Raw genomic sequence first — 15,050 nt, 5'->3', positions numbered from 1 at the left:
GGGCGGGGACGACCGAGGGGGCGGCGCGGCTTTCGGTGAATGCCGGCCGATCACCGACCAGCCTTGGCGAGGAAGGCGCGGATCGCCGCCGCCGCCTGCGCCGGGGCATCGCCGCTGGCGTCGCCCAGCGACTCGGTCGCGAACCGAGCCTGAACCGCCGCATAAGCGTCGTGACCAGCCGGCGCGGCGGTGAGGGCGGGGATCAGGTCGTCGAGATGGTCGAGCACCGGCCCGCACGTCCATTGCGCATAGGCGGGGTCGTTCGCCCAGGCCACGTTCGCCGGGTTCAGGAACACGCAGGGGCGCGGGCGCATCAGGAATTCGATCACCTGGCTCGACGTGTCGCCGAGATAGAGGTCGGCGGCCGCGGTGTAGCTGCCGTCGACCATCGCGAAGCCGTCCGCGTCGCAATGGACGTTGGGGTGACCGTCGAGCGTCGCCATCAGCGCACGGATTTCCGGCGCGCCCTCCAACAATCTTTGGTGCGGGGCGAAGATCAGATTCCAGCGACCGTCATCGACGATCCGGCGCACCACCGCCTCGCCCCAGTCCCACCAGGACGAGCGGTGCCGCTGCCAGTGCGGCGCATAGAGGATGGTCGGGCGCGAATCGGCGAAGGGCAGGCGGGTGACGGTCCGCTGCCGAAACCCGGCCTTGACGTAGCCGGTGGCGACGATCCGGGGCGGATCGAAGCCGCGCGTCAGATAGGTGGCGCGCTCCCGCTCGCTCGGCACCAGGGTCAGCGCGGCGGCGCGACGGCGCGGATCGTCGCGCGCGCTCATCGACCCGACGCCGTGCGAGGTCTTGATGAAGGGCAGGCCGAGCCAGGGGAAAAGACGCGGCAGCCACAGGCTGGTCTGCTCGGCGCAGACCACCGCGCGGGCGGACCGCAGGCGGGGCAGGAGGCGCAGCAGGACCGGGATCTTGGCGGGCAGCGGCGGATTGCGCCCCGCCGGCCCGTCCACCTGGCGGAAGCCCGGCGCACGGCGGATGCGGACCGGCAGGCCCGTGCTCCACTTGGTCAGCAGCGCCTCGTGCACCGAGGTCGCGACCCAGGCGTCGACCGGCACACCCGCTCTCGCCAGCGCTTCCGCGATCGGCCAGAGATGCGGGATCAGCAGCGTCTCGCCCAGGAAGAGGAACGCGACCGGCCGGATCATGCGATCGGGTCCGGCCAGCGGGCGATGTCCTCGGGCCGATCGACCTCCTGCCAAGCCAGGCCGGACGGCAGCGCCAGCGCCGCGACAGCGTCGTCGCGCGCCAGCCGGTCGAGGATCGCATGGTGGAAGGCGTGGATGCCCTCCGGGCCGCCGATCACCGCTTCGAGCGCCGCGGCATAGCCCGACCCCGCGCGCGCCACGACGACGCCGAGCGACCGGTGCGAGGCCAGCGCGGGACCCAACGTCTTGGCGACGGCCGTGACCCGGCTTCCCGCCACCGTGACCAGCATGTCGTCGGGCTCGGCCGGCCCATCCAGCGGATCGACCAGCAGGGACACGCCGGCACCGGCGTGCGCCGCCGCGAAGCGCAGCGCATCGGGGTCGAAGACCGTGTCGCCGTTCATCAGCAGGAAGGCGTCGCCCAGCAGGTCGCGCGCCGCCCAGACGCTGCCGATGCTGCTCGCCACCGCCCAGAAGGGGTTGAGGACCAGCCGGACGGGCAGTGCGTCGGAAGGCCGGGCGGCGAGGTGCGCGGCGATCTGCGCGATGCGATAGCCGCCGATCACCACCGCCTCCTCCACCCCGGCCGCGGCGCAGGCGTCCAGCTGATGGTCGAGGATCGCGCGGCCGCCGACCGGCACCAGGCATTTCGGCCGCTCCAGCGTCAGCGGCAGCAGCCGCGACCCCTGTCCGGCCGCGAGCAGGATCGCCTTCATCGCCGCATCTCTTCGCACATATCTTTCCCGAACATGGGCTTGGCCGCTAATCCGCGAAGATGGTCGCAATGCGGCGGCGGACGGGCTGCAGCGCCGCTCGACCGGACGGGTCGGGGGCGGCGCCGGATATTCGGAGATTTCGCGCGCGCCCCTTTTGCGTTAGATGGCGGTCCCCATCATGGCGTCCGCTTCTCCCCCCGCACCGCAAACCCCGCCCCCTCGCCTCGGCGAACGGCTGGCGCGCGCCTGGGGACGGTGGTGGGTGAAGGCGCTGGCGGTGCTCGCGCTGCTGGCCGCGATCGGCTGGGCCCTGCTATGGCTGCTGGTGATCCGCCAGCTTCCCTCGGTCGACCAGCTTCGCGCCTATGAGCCGCCGCTGCCGACCAATGTGCGGGGAATCGATGGCGCGCCGATCCAGTCCTATGCGCGCGAGCGGCGCGTGCAGCTCTCCTATGCCGAATATCCGCCGCTTCTGGTCAAGGCGTTCCTGGCGGCGGAGGACCGGACCTTTTTCGAGCATCACGGCGTCGACTATCCCGGCCTGGCCGGCGCGGTGGTCGACTATGCGGCTAAGTTCGGCACCGGCCGGCGCGCCAAGGGCGGCTCCACCATCACCCAGCAGGTCGCCAAGAACCTGCTGATCGGCAACGAATATTCGCCGACGCGCAAGCTGCGCGAGGCGATCCTGGCGTATAAGATTGAGGATACGCTGTCGAAACAGCAGATCCTCGAACTCTATCTCAACCAGATTCCGCTCGGCCGCAACGCGTTCGGCGTCGAGGCGGCGGCGCACGCCTATTTCGACAAGGAACTGAACGCGCTGGACCTGCCGCAGCTCGCCTATCTGGCGATCCTGCCCAAGGGTCCGTCCAACTATGATCCGATCCGCCATCCCGACCGGGCGCTGGCCCGGCGCAACTATGTGCTGCGCGAGATGGTGCGCAACGGCTTCATCACCCAGGCGCAGTTCGCACAGGCCAATGCCGCGCCGCTCGGCACGGTGCGGCGGCGCACGCCCAAGTTCGAGGCGGTCGGCGGTTACTTCGTCGAGGCGGTGCGGCGCGAACTGATCGACCGGTTCGGCGAGACGGCGAAGGCCAGCCCGAACAGCGTCTATGAGGGCGGGCTGTGGGTGCGCACCTCGCTCGATACCCGGCTTCAGGACCTGGCGGCGCAGGCGCTGCGCGATGGGCTGATCCGCTACGAGAGCGGCCGCGGCTGGTCGGGGCCGCTGCGCCATGTCGATCTGGACGGCGACAATTGGCAGCAGCCGCTGCTCAACACCAATATTGCGCTCGACTATCAGGACTGGCGCGCCGGGATCGTGATCGGGCGCGAGGGCGATGCGTGGCGGCTGGGCTTCGCCAACGGTGCGACCGGCCTGCTGCCGCGTTGGGCCGCGCAGAGCCCCAAGCGGGGCACCGCGACCCCGGCCTTCGGCACGCTCAAGCCCGGCGACATCATTGCGGTCGCGCCGTCGGGCAGCGGTTTCGCGCTGCGCTCGGTGCCGCGGGTGTCGGGCGGCTTCGTGGTGGAGGAGCCGGCGACCGGCCGCGTGCTGGCGATGCAGGGCGGCTTCGACGCGCGGCTGCAGGCGTTCAACCGCGCGGTGCAGGCGATGCGTCAGCCCGGCTCGACCATCAAGCCCCTGGTCTATTCGGCGGCGCTGGAGAACGGCATGACGCCCGCGTCGATCATCGTCGATGGGCCGTTCTGCGTCGACCAGGGCGCGCGGCTGGGTCAGAAATGCTTTCGCAACTTCGCCAATATGCGCTCGGCCGGCCCCAAGACGATGCGCTGGGGCATCGAGCAGTCGCGCAACCTGATGACGGTGCGGATGGCGGCGACCACGGGGATGCCCAAGCTGGTCGACACGCTGAAGCGGATGGGGGTGGGCGATTATCCGCCCTATCTGTCGATCGCGCTGGGGGCCGGCGAAACGACGGTGCTGCGCATGGTCAACGCCTATGCGACGCTGGTCAACCAGGGGCGCGGGCATGAGCCGACCCTGATCGACTTCGTCCAGGACCGCCATGGCAAGGTCGTGCTGCCGGAAAACTGGCGGCCGTGCGATGGGTGCAACGCACCCGACTGGACCGGCGGGCCGATGCCGCGCCCGGCGCTGCGCCAGAAGCAGGTGATCGACGCGATGACCGCCTATCAGATGGTCCACATCACCGAGGGCGTGGTCCAGCGCGGCACCGCCACCGTGTTGCGCGACCTCGACCGGCCGATGATGGGCAAGACCGGCACCACCACCGGGCCGACCGACGTCTGGTTCATTGGCGGCACGCCGCAGTTCATCGGCGGCCTCTATATCGGTTACGACCATCCCCGGAACCTGGGCGGCGTCGAGGGCGGCACCTTCGCCGCGCCGGTGTTCAAGGAATTCGCGGTCAAGGCCTATGACGGGCTGGACAAGCTGCCGTTCCGCGCGCCGCCGGGCATCCGCATGGTGCGGATCGACCGGATGAGCGGCCGGCCGGTGTTCGGCACCTGGCCCGATCCCGACGATCCGCGCGCCGCCGTGATCTGGGAAGCGTTCAAGCCGGAGAGCGAGCCGCGCCGCGCCCGCCGCCGGGGCGATGCCGCCACGCCCGCCGCCGCGCCCGCGCCGACCGCGGCGCCGACCCCGCGCGACAGCGATTTCTTGCAAAGGGAAGGCGGAATCTACTAGCCGCCATGCCTATATCACTGATGGTTTCCGGCGGGCCCGACCGGTCCCGCCACAAGACTGCCCGGATCGCCGGGCATGTCGGTCCTGATTGGAGAAGAATATGCGCGCCGAAGCGCAGGCTCATGTTGACAGCATCCGCGACGCGCTGGCGCTGCTCCGCCGGTTCCTCAACTGGGATCAGGCGCTGCGCCGGCTCGACGAACTCAACGCGCGGGTCGAGGACCAGGCGCTGTGGAACGATCCCAAGGCCGCGCAGGAGGTGATGCGGGAGCGTCGCCGCCTGGACGAGGCGGTGACCGCGACGCGGGCGATCGAATCGGAGTTGGACGGCACGGTCGAGCTGATCGAGCTGGCCGAGGCGGAAGGCGATGAGGAACTGGCGGCCGAGGGCACGCAGAGCCTGGCCGAACTCGCCACCCGCGCGCAACAGGACAAGGTGAAGGCGCTGCTGGCCGGCGAGGCCGACGCCAACGACACCTATATCGAGGTGAATGCCGGCGCCGGCGGCACCGAGAGCCAGGACTGGGCCGGGATGCTCAGCCGCATGTACACGCGCTGGGCCGAGCGGCACGGGCTGAAGGTCGAGCTGATCGACAGCCATGCCGGCGAGCAGGCGGGGCTGAAATCGGCGACGCTGCTGCTGAAGGGCGAGAACGCCTATGGCTATGCCAAGACCGAATCGGGCGTGCACCGGCTGGTGCGGATCAGCCCGTACGATTCGGCGGCGCGACGGCATACCTCGTTCGCCAGCGTCTGGGTCTATCCGGTCGTCGATGACAATATCGAGGTCGACTATAACGAAAGCGATCTGCGCATCGACACGTACCGCGCCTCGGGCGCGGGCGGACAGCACATCAACACGACCGACTCGGCGGTGCGCATCACGCACATCCCGACCGGCATCGTCGTGCAGTGCCAGAACCAGCGGTCGCAGCACAAGAACAAGGCCGAGGCCTATAACCAGCTGCGCGCGCGCCTGTACGAGCTGGAATTGCAGAAGCGCGAACAGGCCGCCAATGCCGAGAACGCCACCAAGACGGACATCGGCTGGGGTCACCAGATCCGCTCCTATGTCCTTCAGCCCTATCAGCTGGTAAAGGACCTGCGCACCGGCGTCACCTCGACCGCACCCGGCGACGTGCTGGACGGCGATCTCGATCCGTTCATGGCGGCGGCGCTGTCGCAGCGCGTCACCGGCGAGAAGGTCGCGGTGGAGGACGTGGATTGATGAACGCGCGCGCCCTGCTGCCCGCGCTCCTGCTGCTGACGGCGTGCGACGGATCGCAGCCGCTCATCAAGCATGAGCCGAAGCAGCCGGGGCCGTTCCCCGCGGCGGATCGCCCGGTCGCGGCGATCGTCTCGTCGCGCTGGTCGAACGAGGAGGCGCGCGACCGGCTGCGCGAGGCCGAGCAGGGATGGACAAGGCGGCGATCCGTCCCGGCATGACCGTCGCCGATATCGGCGCGGGCGAGGGCTATTACACCATCCGCCTGGCGGCCCGTGTCGGTGAGCGGGGCCGGGTGCTGGCCGAGGACATCTTCGAGCCGATCCGCGACGCGCTGGCCGAACGCGTGTCGCGCGAGCGGCTGGAGAATGTCAGCGTGCGGCTGGGCCTGGCCAACGATCCGCGCCTGCCGGACAAGAGCTTCGACCGGGTGATGATGGTGCACATGTACCATGAGATCGCCCAGCCTTATGAGTTTCTGTGGCATTTGCGCCCGTCGCTGAAGCCGGACGGGTTGGTGGTGGTGGTCGATGCCGATCGCACCACGCGCAACCACGGGACGCCGCCGGCGCTCCTCACCTGCGAATTCGCGGCGGTCGGCTTCCAGCGCGTGTCGCTGGAGCCGATGGCGAGCGCGGGCGGTTATCTCGCCGCCTTCCGGGCGGTCGGGCCGCGTCCGGAGCCGGCGGACATCCGCCCCTGCCGCATGGCCCCGGCCGGCGCGGCGACGGGACAGGGACACAGGCCCTGACCCGTCGATTTCGCGCCGGCGGACCGGGAAGACTAGGAGTGGTGTCTGCCGACCGCCCCGCCTAAAAGCCGCGGCATGACCGATCATTACGAAGCCCAGTATCTCGACCTGCTCGCCCGCGTGTGGGAGACGGGCGACGAGCGGCGGGATCGCACCGGGGTGGGCACGCGCTCGCTGTTCGGGCCGACCTTGCGCTTCGACCTGACGGACGACCGGGTGCCGCTTCTCACCACCAAGCGGGTGGCGTGGAAGACGGCGGCGCGCGAGATGCTGTGGTTCCTGACCGGCGACACCAATATCCGGTCGCTGGTCGCGCAGAAGGTGCATATCTGGACCGACTGGCCGCTCGCCCGCTACCGCCGCGAGACGGGCGAGGCGATCGACCGCGACGCGTTCGAGGCGCGCATCCTGACTGATGACGAATTCGCCGCCGCCTGGGGCGATCTCGGGCCGGTCTATGGCAAGCAATGGGTCGACTGGGACACGTACGAACCGGCGGGCGACGGCCTGTACCGGCGCGGCCCCGGCATCAACCAGATCGCCGAGCTGGTCCGGATGATCCGCCAGGACCCGGGCTCGCGCCGGCTGATCTTCACTGGCTGGAACGTCGCGCAGCTCGGCGGCATGGCGCTGCCGCCCTGCCACATGACCTATCAGTTCCATGTCGCGGGCGGCCGGCTGTCGGGCATGTTGTGGCAGCGGTCGTGCGACCTGGGGCTGGGCTTTGCCTTCAACGCCTTCTCCGCCGCGCTGCTGATCCGGATGCTGGCGCAGCAATGCGACTTGGAGGCGGGCGAACTGGTGTGGAGCGCGGGCGACGCGCATGTCTATCTGAACCACGCGCATCTGGTCGAGCAGCAGCTCGCCCGCACCCCGCGCGGCAGCCCCCGTCTGCGGCTGAACCGGCGGCCGGACTCAATCTTCGACTACCGGATCGAGGATTTCGCGATCGAGGCGTACGACCCGCATCCGGCGATCGCCGCACCCGTGGCGGTCTGACGGCGGCTCTTCCGGATCGCGGGGCAACCGGTATACGGTTGCGTCATGGACGATCGCGATCCGCATGACGCATCTCGCCGGCCCGGCGGGCGGGGCGAGATGGATGGCCTGATCCGTCGACTCGACTGGTCGGCGACGCCGGTCGGCGCGCGGTCGGACTGGCCGCCGGCCTTGCACCGGGCGGTCGAGGACATGCTGGCATCGTCCCGGCCGATGATCCTGTGGTGGGGCGAGTCGCTGATCCCGTTCTACAACGACGCGTATCGCGAATTGCTGGGGCCGCGCCTGCACCCGTGGCTGCTCGGCGGAAGCGGTCGCGCTGACGATCGGGTGGCGTGGGGACCGACCGGATCGCAGGTCGACGCGGTGATGCGCGACGGCCGCTCGGTCCGGCAGCGTGACGTTCGCGTGCCGGTCTGCCGCTTCGGGGTGGAGGAGGAGGCATGGTGGGATGTCCATTACGCGCCGATCGGGGATCAGGCCGCGCCGGGCCGGGTGGCCGGCGTGCTGGTCGCCTGCGACGACGTGACCGGGCGGCGACTGGACGCCGCCGCGCAGCGTCGCGCCGCCGCCCATCGGCAGTTCCTGGCCGCGCTGGACCGGGCGCTGCACCACGGTGTCGACGAAGCGGTGCTGCTCGACACAACCAACCGGATGCTCGGCGAATATCTGGGCGCGAACCGCGTCGGCTTCGCCGAGGATCGCGGCGACGGCAGCGCCTGTTCGGCGCGCAAATATGTCTGCGACGTCGTGCGGGGCACCGGGCGTCTGGTCTATCGCGACTTCCCGCCCGATGCCCACGCCGCCTTGCTGGCGGGGCGGACGGTGCATCGGGGCGATGTGCGCGGCGACCTGACGTTGAGCGACGCCTATCGCGAAGCCCACCGGGCGATCGGCGTCCGCGCGATGATCAACGTGCCGATCCTGCGCGGGGCCCGGCTGACCGCGACGCTCTACGTCCACTGGCGAAAGGCCCGCCCGATCCGCACCGACGAGATCGCGCTGGTCGAAACCGTCGCCCGGCGCGGCTGGGTGGCGGTGGAACTGGCGCGGTCGCAGTTGGTCCGGTCGCAGGCGCTGCTGGCGGCCAGCGACGCGCATCCCGGCCGTTGACGGATCGCGCGATCAGGCGACGGCCGTTCCCTCCCACGCGCGGAACGCGGCGATCACGGCCTCGGGCGCCTGCCAGGGGACGAAATGGCCCGCCTCGACCATGCGCACGGTCAGATCGGGGACGAAGGGCGGCAACTGCTCGACCTGGATCGGCAGCAAAGCTTTGTCCGCCGCGCCCCAGACGACGAGCACCGGCTGCGTCACCGGCGGGAAGGGCGCGTCCAGAAAGGCCGGGCGCTCGGGCGTCGCATCCGGCGCGGGCACGACGATGGGCGAGGCGCGATACCAGTTGAGCATCGCGGTCAGCGCGCCGGGCTGGCCCCATTCGTCGAGATAGGCGGCCTTGTCGGCACCGGCGACCGCGCTGGTCACATGCTGGGCGAAGCTGGTGGCGAAGAACCATTCCAGCCCTTTGCCCAGGATATGCTGGTCGAGGGCGGTGTCGCGGAACCGGGTGATATACTGGCTGGCGGCGCGCTGCGCGGGGTCGTCGAACAGCGAGCGCTGGAAGACGAAGGGGTGCGGCGCGTTGACGATCGCCAGCCGCGCGATCCGCTCGGGATGGCGGAGCGCCGCCATCCAGGCGACCGCGCCGCCCCAGTCATGGCCGACCAGCGTGAACCGCTCGATCCCCAGCGCCTCGGCGAGCGCGATCAGGTCGCCGACGATGCGGTCGGGCGCATATGCCGCGACCCCCTCCGGCTTGGACGAGCGGGCATAGCCGCGCTGGTCGGGCGCGACGACGAAATGGTCGCGCGCCAGGTCGGGCACGATGGCGCGCCAGGTGCGATGCGATTCGGGAAAGCCGTGGAGCAGGATCACCGGCGGCGCATCGCGTGGGCCGGCGAGCTGCACGTCCAGTTCGATGCCGGTCGAAAGCGCGATACGGGTCAGTCCGGTCATGATACGGGCTCCACTGGGTCGGTCTCGGTCAGCATGGCGAGCAGGTCCAGCGGATAGATCGGCTCGGGCCAGGCGGCGATCTCGGCGCGGGTGAACCAGCGCCACGACTGCATCACGCGCCGCTCCAGCTCGGTATGGCCGGCGGGATCGACCGTGCAGCCGTCCAGGTCGATCCGGAAATAGCGTTCGTCCGCGTCCACCGCGACCCCCTCGATGGTGACGAACGCCACCAGCCGGGCGGCGACCTGCGCGCCGCAGTCCCGGTCCAGCCCGACCTCTTCGCGCAATTCGCGCCGCGCCGCCTGTTCATAGCTCTCGCCAGGATCAACCGCGCCGCCCGGCGTCACCCAGAAAGGCGGCCGGTCGTCGGGGGTGAAGCGGAACAGCAGGACCCGGCCGCCCGGGGCGTCGCCGGAGCGGTCGACCAGCAGGATGCGCGCGGCGGGACGCCTGGCCCGGACGCCCATGATCAGTCGCCGTCCAGCTCGGGATAGTGGCGGAAGATGCCGTCCTGGTTGAACGGCTGCCGCCGCCCGCTCGCCAGATAGGCCTTGATGCCGGGCAGTCGCGCGACCTGGTCGTGCAGCCGGACCAGGTCGGGATAGTCCGGCTCCAGCGTCGCCATGCGGCGCGGGAACATGTATCGCAGCCCCTGGACGAGCTGGAACAGCGAGGTGTCGACATAGGTCCAGCGGTGATCGATCGTCCAGTCGCCGTCGTTGCAGGCGATGACCTGGGTGAAATAATCCAGGAATTTCGGGAGCCGTTCGTCGCGGAACGGCGTCGCGGCGCGCGCCGCCTCCGCCATCTGGTCCTCGTAATAGGCGCCGGTGCCGACCGGATGGTGAACATCGTGCACTTCGGAGACCAGGTCGGCGATGGTCAACTGTACCTGGTTCAGCCACAGCCGGTCGGCCATGCCCGAGGGGGCGAGGTCGTGGCGCTCGCCCAGGAACATCAGGATGTTGGCGACCTGCGCGATGGCCAGCCCGTCGCTCGCCAGATAAGGCGGAGCGAAGGGCATGCGACCTTGGCGACCGGCCCCCTGGCGGCTGGACATGTCGGCGAGCAGCGCCGCCGCGCCCTCCTCGTCTCCGAGCTCACGGGCGCGGTCGCGATAGGCGATGCCGCCCGCCTCGAGCGCCAGGCGCACGAACTCGCCCCGCCCCTGGATGCCGGGCCAGTACCACAGGTCGTACGCCATTCAGCGCTCTCCGGGGGCGCGGGCGCGGATCGCCAGCGCGTGTATCCGAGAGGCCAACAGATCGGCGAGCGCTTGGTTCACCAGCCGCTGGCGTGCGACGCGGGATAGGCCGGCGAAGGCGGGGCTTTCGACATCGACACTGAAATGCGTCTCGCCGGTGCCGTCATCGCCCAGATGGCCACGATGCTGCGCGCTGTCGTTCGACACGGACAGACGGGTGGGGGACAGGGCGGTCCGTAGCCGGTCGGCGATGATCTGGTCGAGCGGGGTGGTGGCGGTGATGGTCATCGCGGCTATATAGCCCGCTTTGGCGCAAGGACGAAGTGACGACGACGTGGCGGGATCGACGGAGAGGAAGGAGCGGCCGGGAACGCGGTTCCATGGCCGGGTGGAAGCCAACGGACGGGTCTGCGTCGCGCCCGGCTGCACCGAACCGGGCGAATTCCGTGCGCCGCCGCTGGAAGGGCCGTCCGACGGCAATGGTCCGCCGGCCTTTCGCTGGATGTGCCTGGAGCATGTCCGCGCCTTCAATGCGGGCTATAATTTTTTCGACGGCATGACCGCCGACGAGATCCACCACGCTCAACGCCCGATGGCCGGCTGGGAGGCGGAATCGCGCAGCTTCGCGCGTGCGGGGGCCGGGCAGGGGCCGCGCTGGGCCGATTTTACCGACCCGCTCGACGCGATCGCCGCGCGCTTCCGGCGCGAACCCGCGCCCGAGCGGAGCGACGGCAAGCCGCTGTCGGGCGAGGATCGCGCCAGCCTGAAGGTGCTCGGCCTGCCGGCGGATGCCGACCGGGGCGCGCTTCGCAAACGCTACTCGGAACTGGTGCGGCGCTACCATCCCGACCGCAATGGCGGCGACCGCAGCCAGGAGGCGATGCTCCAGAAGGTGATCGGCGCGTACCAGCAGCTGCGCCAGGCGCCGGCCTTCGCCTGAAGGGGGATGGAGGACCATGGCCTTACTCGAACGGCTGGGCATCACGATCCCCTTGATCCAGGCACCGATGGCGGGCGTGTCGACGCCAGCGCTGGCGGCTGCGGTGTCGAATGCCGGCGCGCTCGGCTCGATCGGCGTGGGCGCGACCGATGCCGATGGCGCGCGGGCGATGATCGCGGCCGTTCGCGAGGCGACCGAATTGCCGTTCAACGTCAACCTCTTCGTTCATGCCACGCCCCGCCCGGACCCGGTGCGCGAGGCCGCGTGGATCACTGCGCTCACCCCGCATTTTCACCGGTTCGGGGCGGTGCCCCCGGCGTCGCTTCGCACGATCTACACCAGCTTCGCTGATGATCCCGACATGCTGGCCCTGCTGCTCGATGTCGCGCCGCCGGTGGTCAGCTTTCATTTCGGCCTGCCCTCACCCGAAGCGGTCGCGGCGCTCCGCGCACGTGGCGTCACGATGCTGGCGACCGCTACCAGCCTGGACGAAGCGCAGGCCATCGCGGCGGCGGGGGTCGATGCGGTGGTGGCGCAGGGAATCGAGGCGGGCGGCCATCGTGGCATGTTCGATCCCCTCGCGCCGGACGATGCGCTGGGTACGGTCGCGCTGACGCGCCTTCTCGTTCGCAGGGGCACTCTGCCGGTGATCGCGGCGGGCGGCATCATGGACGGCGCAGGGGTCGCGGCGGCGCTCGACCTGGGCGCGGTGGCGGCGCAGCTCGGCACGGCCTTCATCGCCTGCCCGGAAAGCGGAGCGGATGCGGCCTATCGTGCCGCGCTGAACGGGCCGGGGGCTTGGCATACGCGGCTGACCCGGTCGATCTCGGGCCGCCCGGCCCGCGCGCTTGCCAACCGCTTCACTGGGCTGGCGGAGGAACTGGGTGATTGCGCGCCGCCCGATTACCCGATCGCCTATGATGCCGGCAAAGCGCTGCATGCGGCGGCGCAGCGCAGCGGCGAGCACGGCTATGCCGCACAATGGGCCGGGCAAGGAGCGCCGCTGTCACGGGCGATGCCAGCGGCCGATCTGGTCCGCCTCCTCGACCAGGAGAGGCAGCAGGTCCGCCGCAACGCCTGATCGACGCCGCCCGGTGGCTACACCCGCTCCACCGCGTTGACCGAGTCCACCGCACGCAAGGCCGCGATCAGGCGCATAAGCTGCTGCACGTCGTGCACCTCGACGTCGATCATGTTGGTGTGGAAGCGGCTGTCGCGCGTGTCGAGGCGCAGGTTGATGATGTTCGCCTTGTGCTGGCCGATCACCGTCGCCAGCACGCCGAGCGCGCCGGGTTCGTTCTTCACGGTCACCGCGATCCGCGCCACCGCGCCCTCGGTCGCGTCGCCCCAGGACACGTCGACCCAGTCGGTTTCCTCCTCCGACCGGTCGGCCAACTCGGTCAGCACGGCGCAGTCGATCGCATGGACCTCGATCCCCGCATCCGGCCGGCGCAGGCCGACGATGCGGTCGCCTGGCACCGGGTGGCAGCATTGCGCCAGTTCATAGGCGACGCCCGGTTTCAGCCCCTTGATCGAGATCGCGCCCGATTGCGGCGGCAGCGCGGCGACGTCCGCCCCGGCCGAGCCCGGCATCAGCGCCTCCATCACCGCCGCGTCGGACAGCGTCCGCCGGGCGATCGCGACCATCAGCGCCGCTTCGTCGGGCAGCTTCAGCCGCTTGAGCGCATGGCCGAGCGCGTCCGCGCCGATCTGGGCCGGCAGGCGGCGGACGATATCGTCATAGAGCTTGCGGCCCAGCGCCATCTGCTCGGCCCGCTCGGTCTGGCGCATATGGCGGCGCACTGCCGCTTGCGCCTTGCCGGTGACCGCGACCGACAGCCAGGCGGGCTGCGGGGTCTGCCCGGCGGAGCGCAGAATCTGCACTTGGTCGCCATTCTCGATCACCGTCGACAGCGGCACGACGCGGCCGTTGATCTTCGCGCCGACCGACTGGTCGCCGAGGTCGGTATGCACCGCATAGGCGAAGTCGATCGGCGTCGCGCCCTTGGGCAGCTGGATCAGCTCGCCCTTGGGGGTGAAGGCGAAGATGCGATCCTGGTACATCGCCATCTTGGTATGTTCGAGCAGTTCTTCGGGGCTGTCGGCGGTGTCGAGGATTTCGACCAGGTCGCGAATCCAGCTCACCTGCGCGTCGTGGCGGCTTGCCTGTTTGTAGGTCCAGTGCGCCGCCAGGCCGAAATCCGCCTCGGCATGCATGGCCGGGGTGCGGATCTGGATTTCGACGCGGTTCTGGTCGCTGGTGATGATGGTGGTGTGCAGCGAGCGATAGCCGTTGCGCTTGGGCGTCGAGATATAGTCCTTGAACCGGCCCGGCACCATCGGCCAGCGGCGGTGAATGACCCCCAGCGCACGGTAGCAATCCTCCTCGGTCGGCACGATCGCGCGGAACGCCATCACGTCGGAGAGCTGCTCGAAGCTGATGTGCCGCTCGGCCATCTTGCGCCAGATCGAATAGGGATGCTTCTCGCGCCCCGTCACCTCCGCCTCGATACCGGCGCGCGACAGCAGGAGCTTCAGGCCCGAGGCGATGCGCGCGATCCGGTCGCCGCCGCCGATCTTGAGCTGCTCGAGCCGGCGCTGGATGCTCTCATAGGCCTCCGGCTCGATCTGCTGGAAGGCGAGCGTCTGCATCTCCTTCATGAACTCGTACATGCCCACGCGCTCGGCGAGGGGGGCATAGATGTCCATCGTCTCCTTGGCGATGCGCCGCCGCTTCTCGGGCTTGGCGATATGGTGCAGCGTGCGCATGTTGTGCAGCCGGTCGGCCAGCTTGACCAGCAGCACGCGGATATCGTCCGACATGGCGAGCAGGAACTTGCGCAGATTCTCCGCCGCGCGCTCGTTCTCGGTCTGCGCCTCGATCTTCGACAGCTTGGTGACGCCGTCGACCAGCCGCGCGACATTGGGCCCGAACAGCCGCGTGATCTCCTCGGGCGTGGCCACCGTGTCCTCGATCGTGTCGTGGAGGATCGCGGTGGCGATCGTCTCGTCGTCCAGCCGCAGGTCGGTCAGGATGCCCGCCACCTCGATCGGGTGGCTGAAATAAGGGTCGCCGCTGGCGCGCTTCTGGCTGCCATGGGCGTGCATCGAAAAGACATAGGCGCGGTTCAGCAGCGCCTCGTCGGCGTCCGGATCATATTCCAGGACACGGTCCACCAGTTCATATTGCCGCAGCACAGCGCCTAGATGGCGCGGACACCCGCTGCTTTGCAATAGGCTTGGCGACCGGCGCGCGCGCAGGATCGCGCAGTCCGTGCGCACGAAGGGGCGACTCCGGCGTCGGCGGCCCGGTTCGGGCCGTCCGGCGCGGGACCTTAAAAAATGTTGGTGTAAAAAGTGAA

At 69.8% G+C, this 15,050-nt stretch carries 13 protein-coding genes and 1 pseudogene; 7 read left to right on the top strand and 7 right to left on the bottom strand.

Annotated elements, in window-relative coordinates:
* Positions 1-50 precede the first annotated feature (50 nt).
* Both GGQ96_RS03480 and GGQ96_RS03475 read right to left on the bottom strand, forming a co-directional pair.
* The gene (locus GGQ96_RS03480; protein WP_184111531.1) at positions 51-1,160 is read right to left on the bottom strand and encodes a hypothetical protein; all 1,110 of its coding nucleotides are present in this window, start codon (positions 1,158-1,160) and stop codon (positions 51-53) included.
* Positions 1,157-1,876 carry a phosphocholine cytidylyltransferase family protein gene (locus GGQ96_RS03475; protein WP_184111529.1) on the bottom strand — a complete coding sequence of 240 codons (720 nt, stop codon included), beginning with the start codon at positions 1,874-1,876 and terminating at the stop codon, positions 1,157-1,159. The genes GGQ96_RS03480 and GGQ96_RS03475 overlap by 4 nt, the downstream gene beginning before the upstream one ends.
* A 178-nt stretch (positions 1,877-2,054) precedes the next feature.
* Here GGQ96_RS03475 and GGQ96_RS03470 point away from each other — a divergent pair, with 178 nt between their 5' ends.
* The 5 genes and pseudogenes from GGQ96_RS03470 (at position 2,055) to GGQ96_RS03450 (ending at position 8,641) form a co-directional block, all read left to right on the top strand.
* A complete protein-coding gene (locus tag GGQ96_RS03470; RefSeq protein ID WP_184111528.1) occupies positions 2,055-4,553 on the top strand; it encodes a penicillin-binding protein 1A in 2,499 nt (832 codons plus the stop codon).
* A 100-nt stretch (positions 4,554-4,653) separates the two neighbouring features.
* A complete protein-coding gene (gene prfB, locus GGQ96_RS03465; RefSeq protein WP_184111526.1) occupies positions 4,654-5,781 on the top strand; it encodes a peptide chain release factor 2 in 1,128 nt (375 codons plus the stop codon).
* Positions 5,781-6,529: pseudogene (locus GGQ96_RS03460) on the top strand (class I SAM-dependent methyltransferase). Before prfB ends, GGQ96_RS03460 begins: the two are co-directional and overlap by 1 nt.
* A 75-nt stretch (positions 6,530-6,604) precedes the next feature.
* Entirely contained in the window at positions 6,605-7,528 is a 924-nt protein-coding gene (gene thyA, locus GGQ96_RS03455) for a thymidylate synthase (protein WP_184111524.1), read from the top strand.
* A 45-nt stretch (positions 7,529-7,573) separates the two neighbouring features.
* Positions 7,574-8,641: a GAF domain-containing protein gene (locus tag GGQ96_RS03450; protein WP_184111522.1), complete on the top strand. Its 1,068-nt coding sequence runs from the start codon at positions 7,574-7,576 to the stop codon at positions 8,639-8,641.
* Positions 8,642-8,653: 12 nt separating this feature from the next.
* On the opposite strand, the gene GGQ96_RS03445 is transcribed toward GGQ96_RS03450, so the two are convergent.
* Genes GGQ96_RS03445 through GGQ96_RS03430 form a run of 4 tightly spaced genes read right to left on the bottom strand, consistent with a single transcriptional unit; the run spans position 8,654 to position 11,036 of the window.
* On the bottom strand, positions 8,654-9,544 hold the full coding sequence (locus tag GGQ96_RS03445; RefSeq protein ID WP_184111520.1) for an alpha/beta fold hydrolase: 891 nt from the start codon (positions 9,542-9,544) through the stop codon (positions 8,654-8,656).
* A complete protein-coding gene (locus GGQ96_RS03440) occupies positions 9,541-10,011 on the bottom strand; it encodes an NUDIX hydrolase (protein ID WP_184111518.1) in 471 nt (156 codons plus the stop codon). The genes GGQ96_RS03445 and GGQ96_RS03440 overlap by 4 nt, the downstream gene beginning before the upstream one ends.
* A 2-nt stretch (positions 10,012-10,013) precedes the next feature.
* Positions 10,014-10,748: a glutathione S-transferase gene (locus GGQ96_RS03435; RefSeq protein ID WP_184111516.1), complete on the bottom strand. Its 735-nt coding sequence runs from the start codon at positions 10,746-10,748 to the stop codon at positions 10,014-10,016.
* A complete protein-coding gene (locus tag GGQ96_RS03430) occupies positions 10,749-11,036 on the bottom strand; it encodes a BolA family protein (RefSeq protein ID WP_184111514.1) in 288 nt (95 codons plus the stop codon). It abuts the gene before it with no gap.
* A gap of 46 nt (positions 11,037-11,082) precedes the next feature.
* On the opposite strand from GGQ96_RS03430, the gene GGQ96_RS03425 reads away from it, so the two are divergent.
* Together GGQ96_RS03425 and GGQ96_RS03420 are read left to right on the top strand one after the other, a co-directional pair.
* Positions 11,083-11,688 carry a DnaJ domain-containing protein gene (locus GGQ96_RS03425; protein ID WP_184111512.1) on the top strand — a complete coding sequence of 202 codons (606 nt, stop codon included), beginning with the start codon at positions 11,083-11,085 and terminating at the stop codon, positions 11,686-11,688.
* A 16-nt stretch (positions 11,689-11,704) separates the two neighbouring features.
* Positions 11,705-12,769, top strand: coding sequence for an NAD(P)H-dependent flavin oxidoreductase (locus GGQ96_RS03420; RefSeq protein WP_184111510.1), 1,065 nt, complete (start codon positions 11,705-11,707; stop codon positions 12,767-12,769).
* Positions 12,770-12,786: 17 nt separating this feature from the next.
* Here the strand turns inward: GGQ96_RS03420 and GGQ96_RS03415 are convergent, their stop codons facing one another.
* Complete coding sequence (locus GGQ96_RS03415) at positions 12,787-14,886, bottom strand: RelA/SpoT family protein (protein ID WP_184111508.1); 2,100 nt, start codon at positions 14,884-14,886, stop codon at positions 12,787-12,789.
* Between the last annotated feature and the right edge of the window lie 164 nt (positions 14,887-15,050).

It is taken from the genome of Sphingomonas abaci (genome assembly GCF_014199625.1).
In the GTDB taxonomy this organism is placed as follows: Bacteria; Pseudomonadota; Alphaproteobacteria; order Sphingomonadales; family Sphingomonadaceae; genus Sphingomonas; species Sphingomonas abaci.
Note: the sequence above shows the minus strand (reverse complement) of the source record. Positions and strands in the feature narration are given on the sequence as shown.

Excerpts from the sequence above, each read along its gene's own strand:
- GGQ96_RS03480 (WP_184111531.1), bottom strand. The coding sequence starts at position 1,160 with ATGATCCGGCCGGTCGCGTTCCTCTTCCTGGGCGAGACGCTGCTGATC.
- GGQ96_RS03475 (WP_184111529.1), bottom strand. The coding sequence starts at position 1,876 with ATGAAGGCGATCCTGCTCGCGGCCGGACAGGGGTCGCGGCTGCTGCCG.
- GGQ96_RS03470 (WP_184111528.1), top strand. The coding sequence starts at position 2,055 with ATGGCGTCCGCTTCTCCCCCCGCACCGCAAACCCCGCCCCCTCGCCTC.
- prfB (WP_184111526.1), top strand. The coding sequence starts at position 4,654 with ATGCGCGCCGAAGCGCAGGCTCATGTTGACAGCATCCGCGACGCGCTG.
- thyA (WP_184111524.1), top strand. The coding sequence starts at position 6,605 with ATGACCGATCATTACGAAGCCCAGTATCTCGACCTGCTCGCCCGCGTG.
- GGQ96_RS03450 (WP_184111522.1), top strand. The coding sequence starts at position 7,574 with ATGGACGATCGCGATCCGCATGACGCATCTCGCCGGCCCGGCGGGCGG.
- GGQ96_RS03445 (WP_184111520.1), bottom strand. The coding sequence starts at position 9,544 with ATGACCGGACTGACCCGTATCGCGCTTTCGACCGGCATCGAACTGGAC.
- GGQ96_RS03440 (WP_184111518.1), bottom strand. The coding sequence starts at position 10,011 with ATGGGCGTCCGGGCCAGGCGTCCCGCCGCGCGCATCCTGCTGGTCGAC.
- GGQ96_RS03435 (WP_184111516.1), bottom strand. The coding sequence starts at position 10,748 with ATGGCGTACGACCTGTGGTACTGGCCCGGCATCCAGGGGCGGGGCGAG.
- GGQ96_RS03430 (WP_184111514.1), bottom strand. The coding sequence starts at position 11,036 with ATGACCATCACCGCCACCACCCCGCTCGACCAGATCATCGCCGACCGG.
- GGQ96_RS03420 (WP_184111510.1), top strand. The coding sequence starts at position 11,705 with ATGGCCTTACTCGAACGGCTGGGCATCACGATCCCCTTGATCCAGGCA.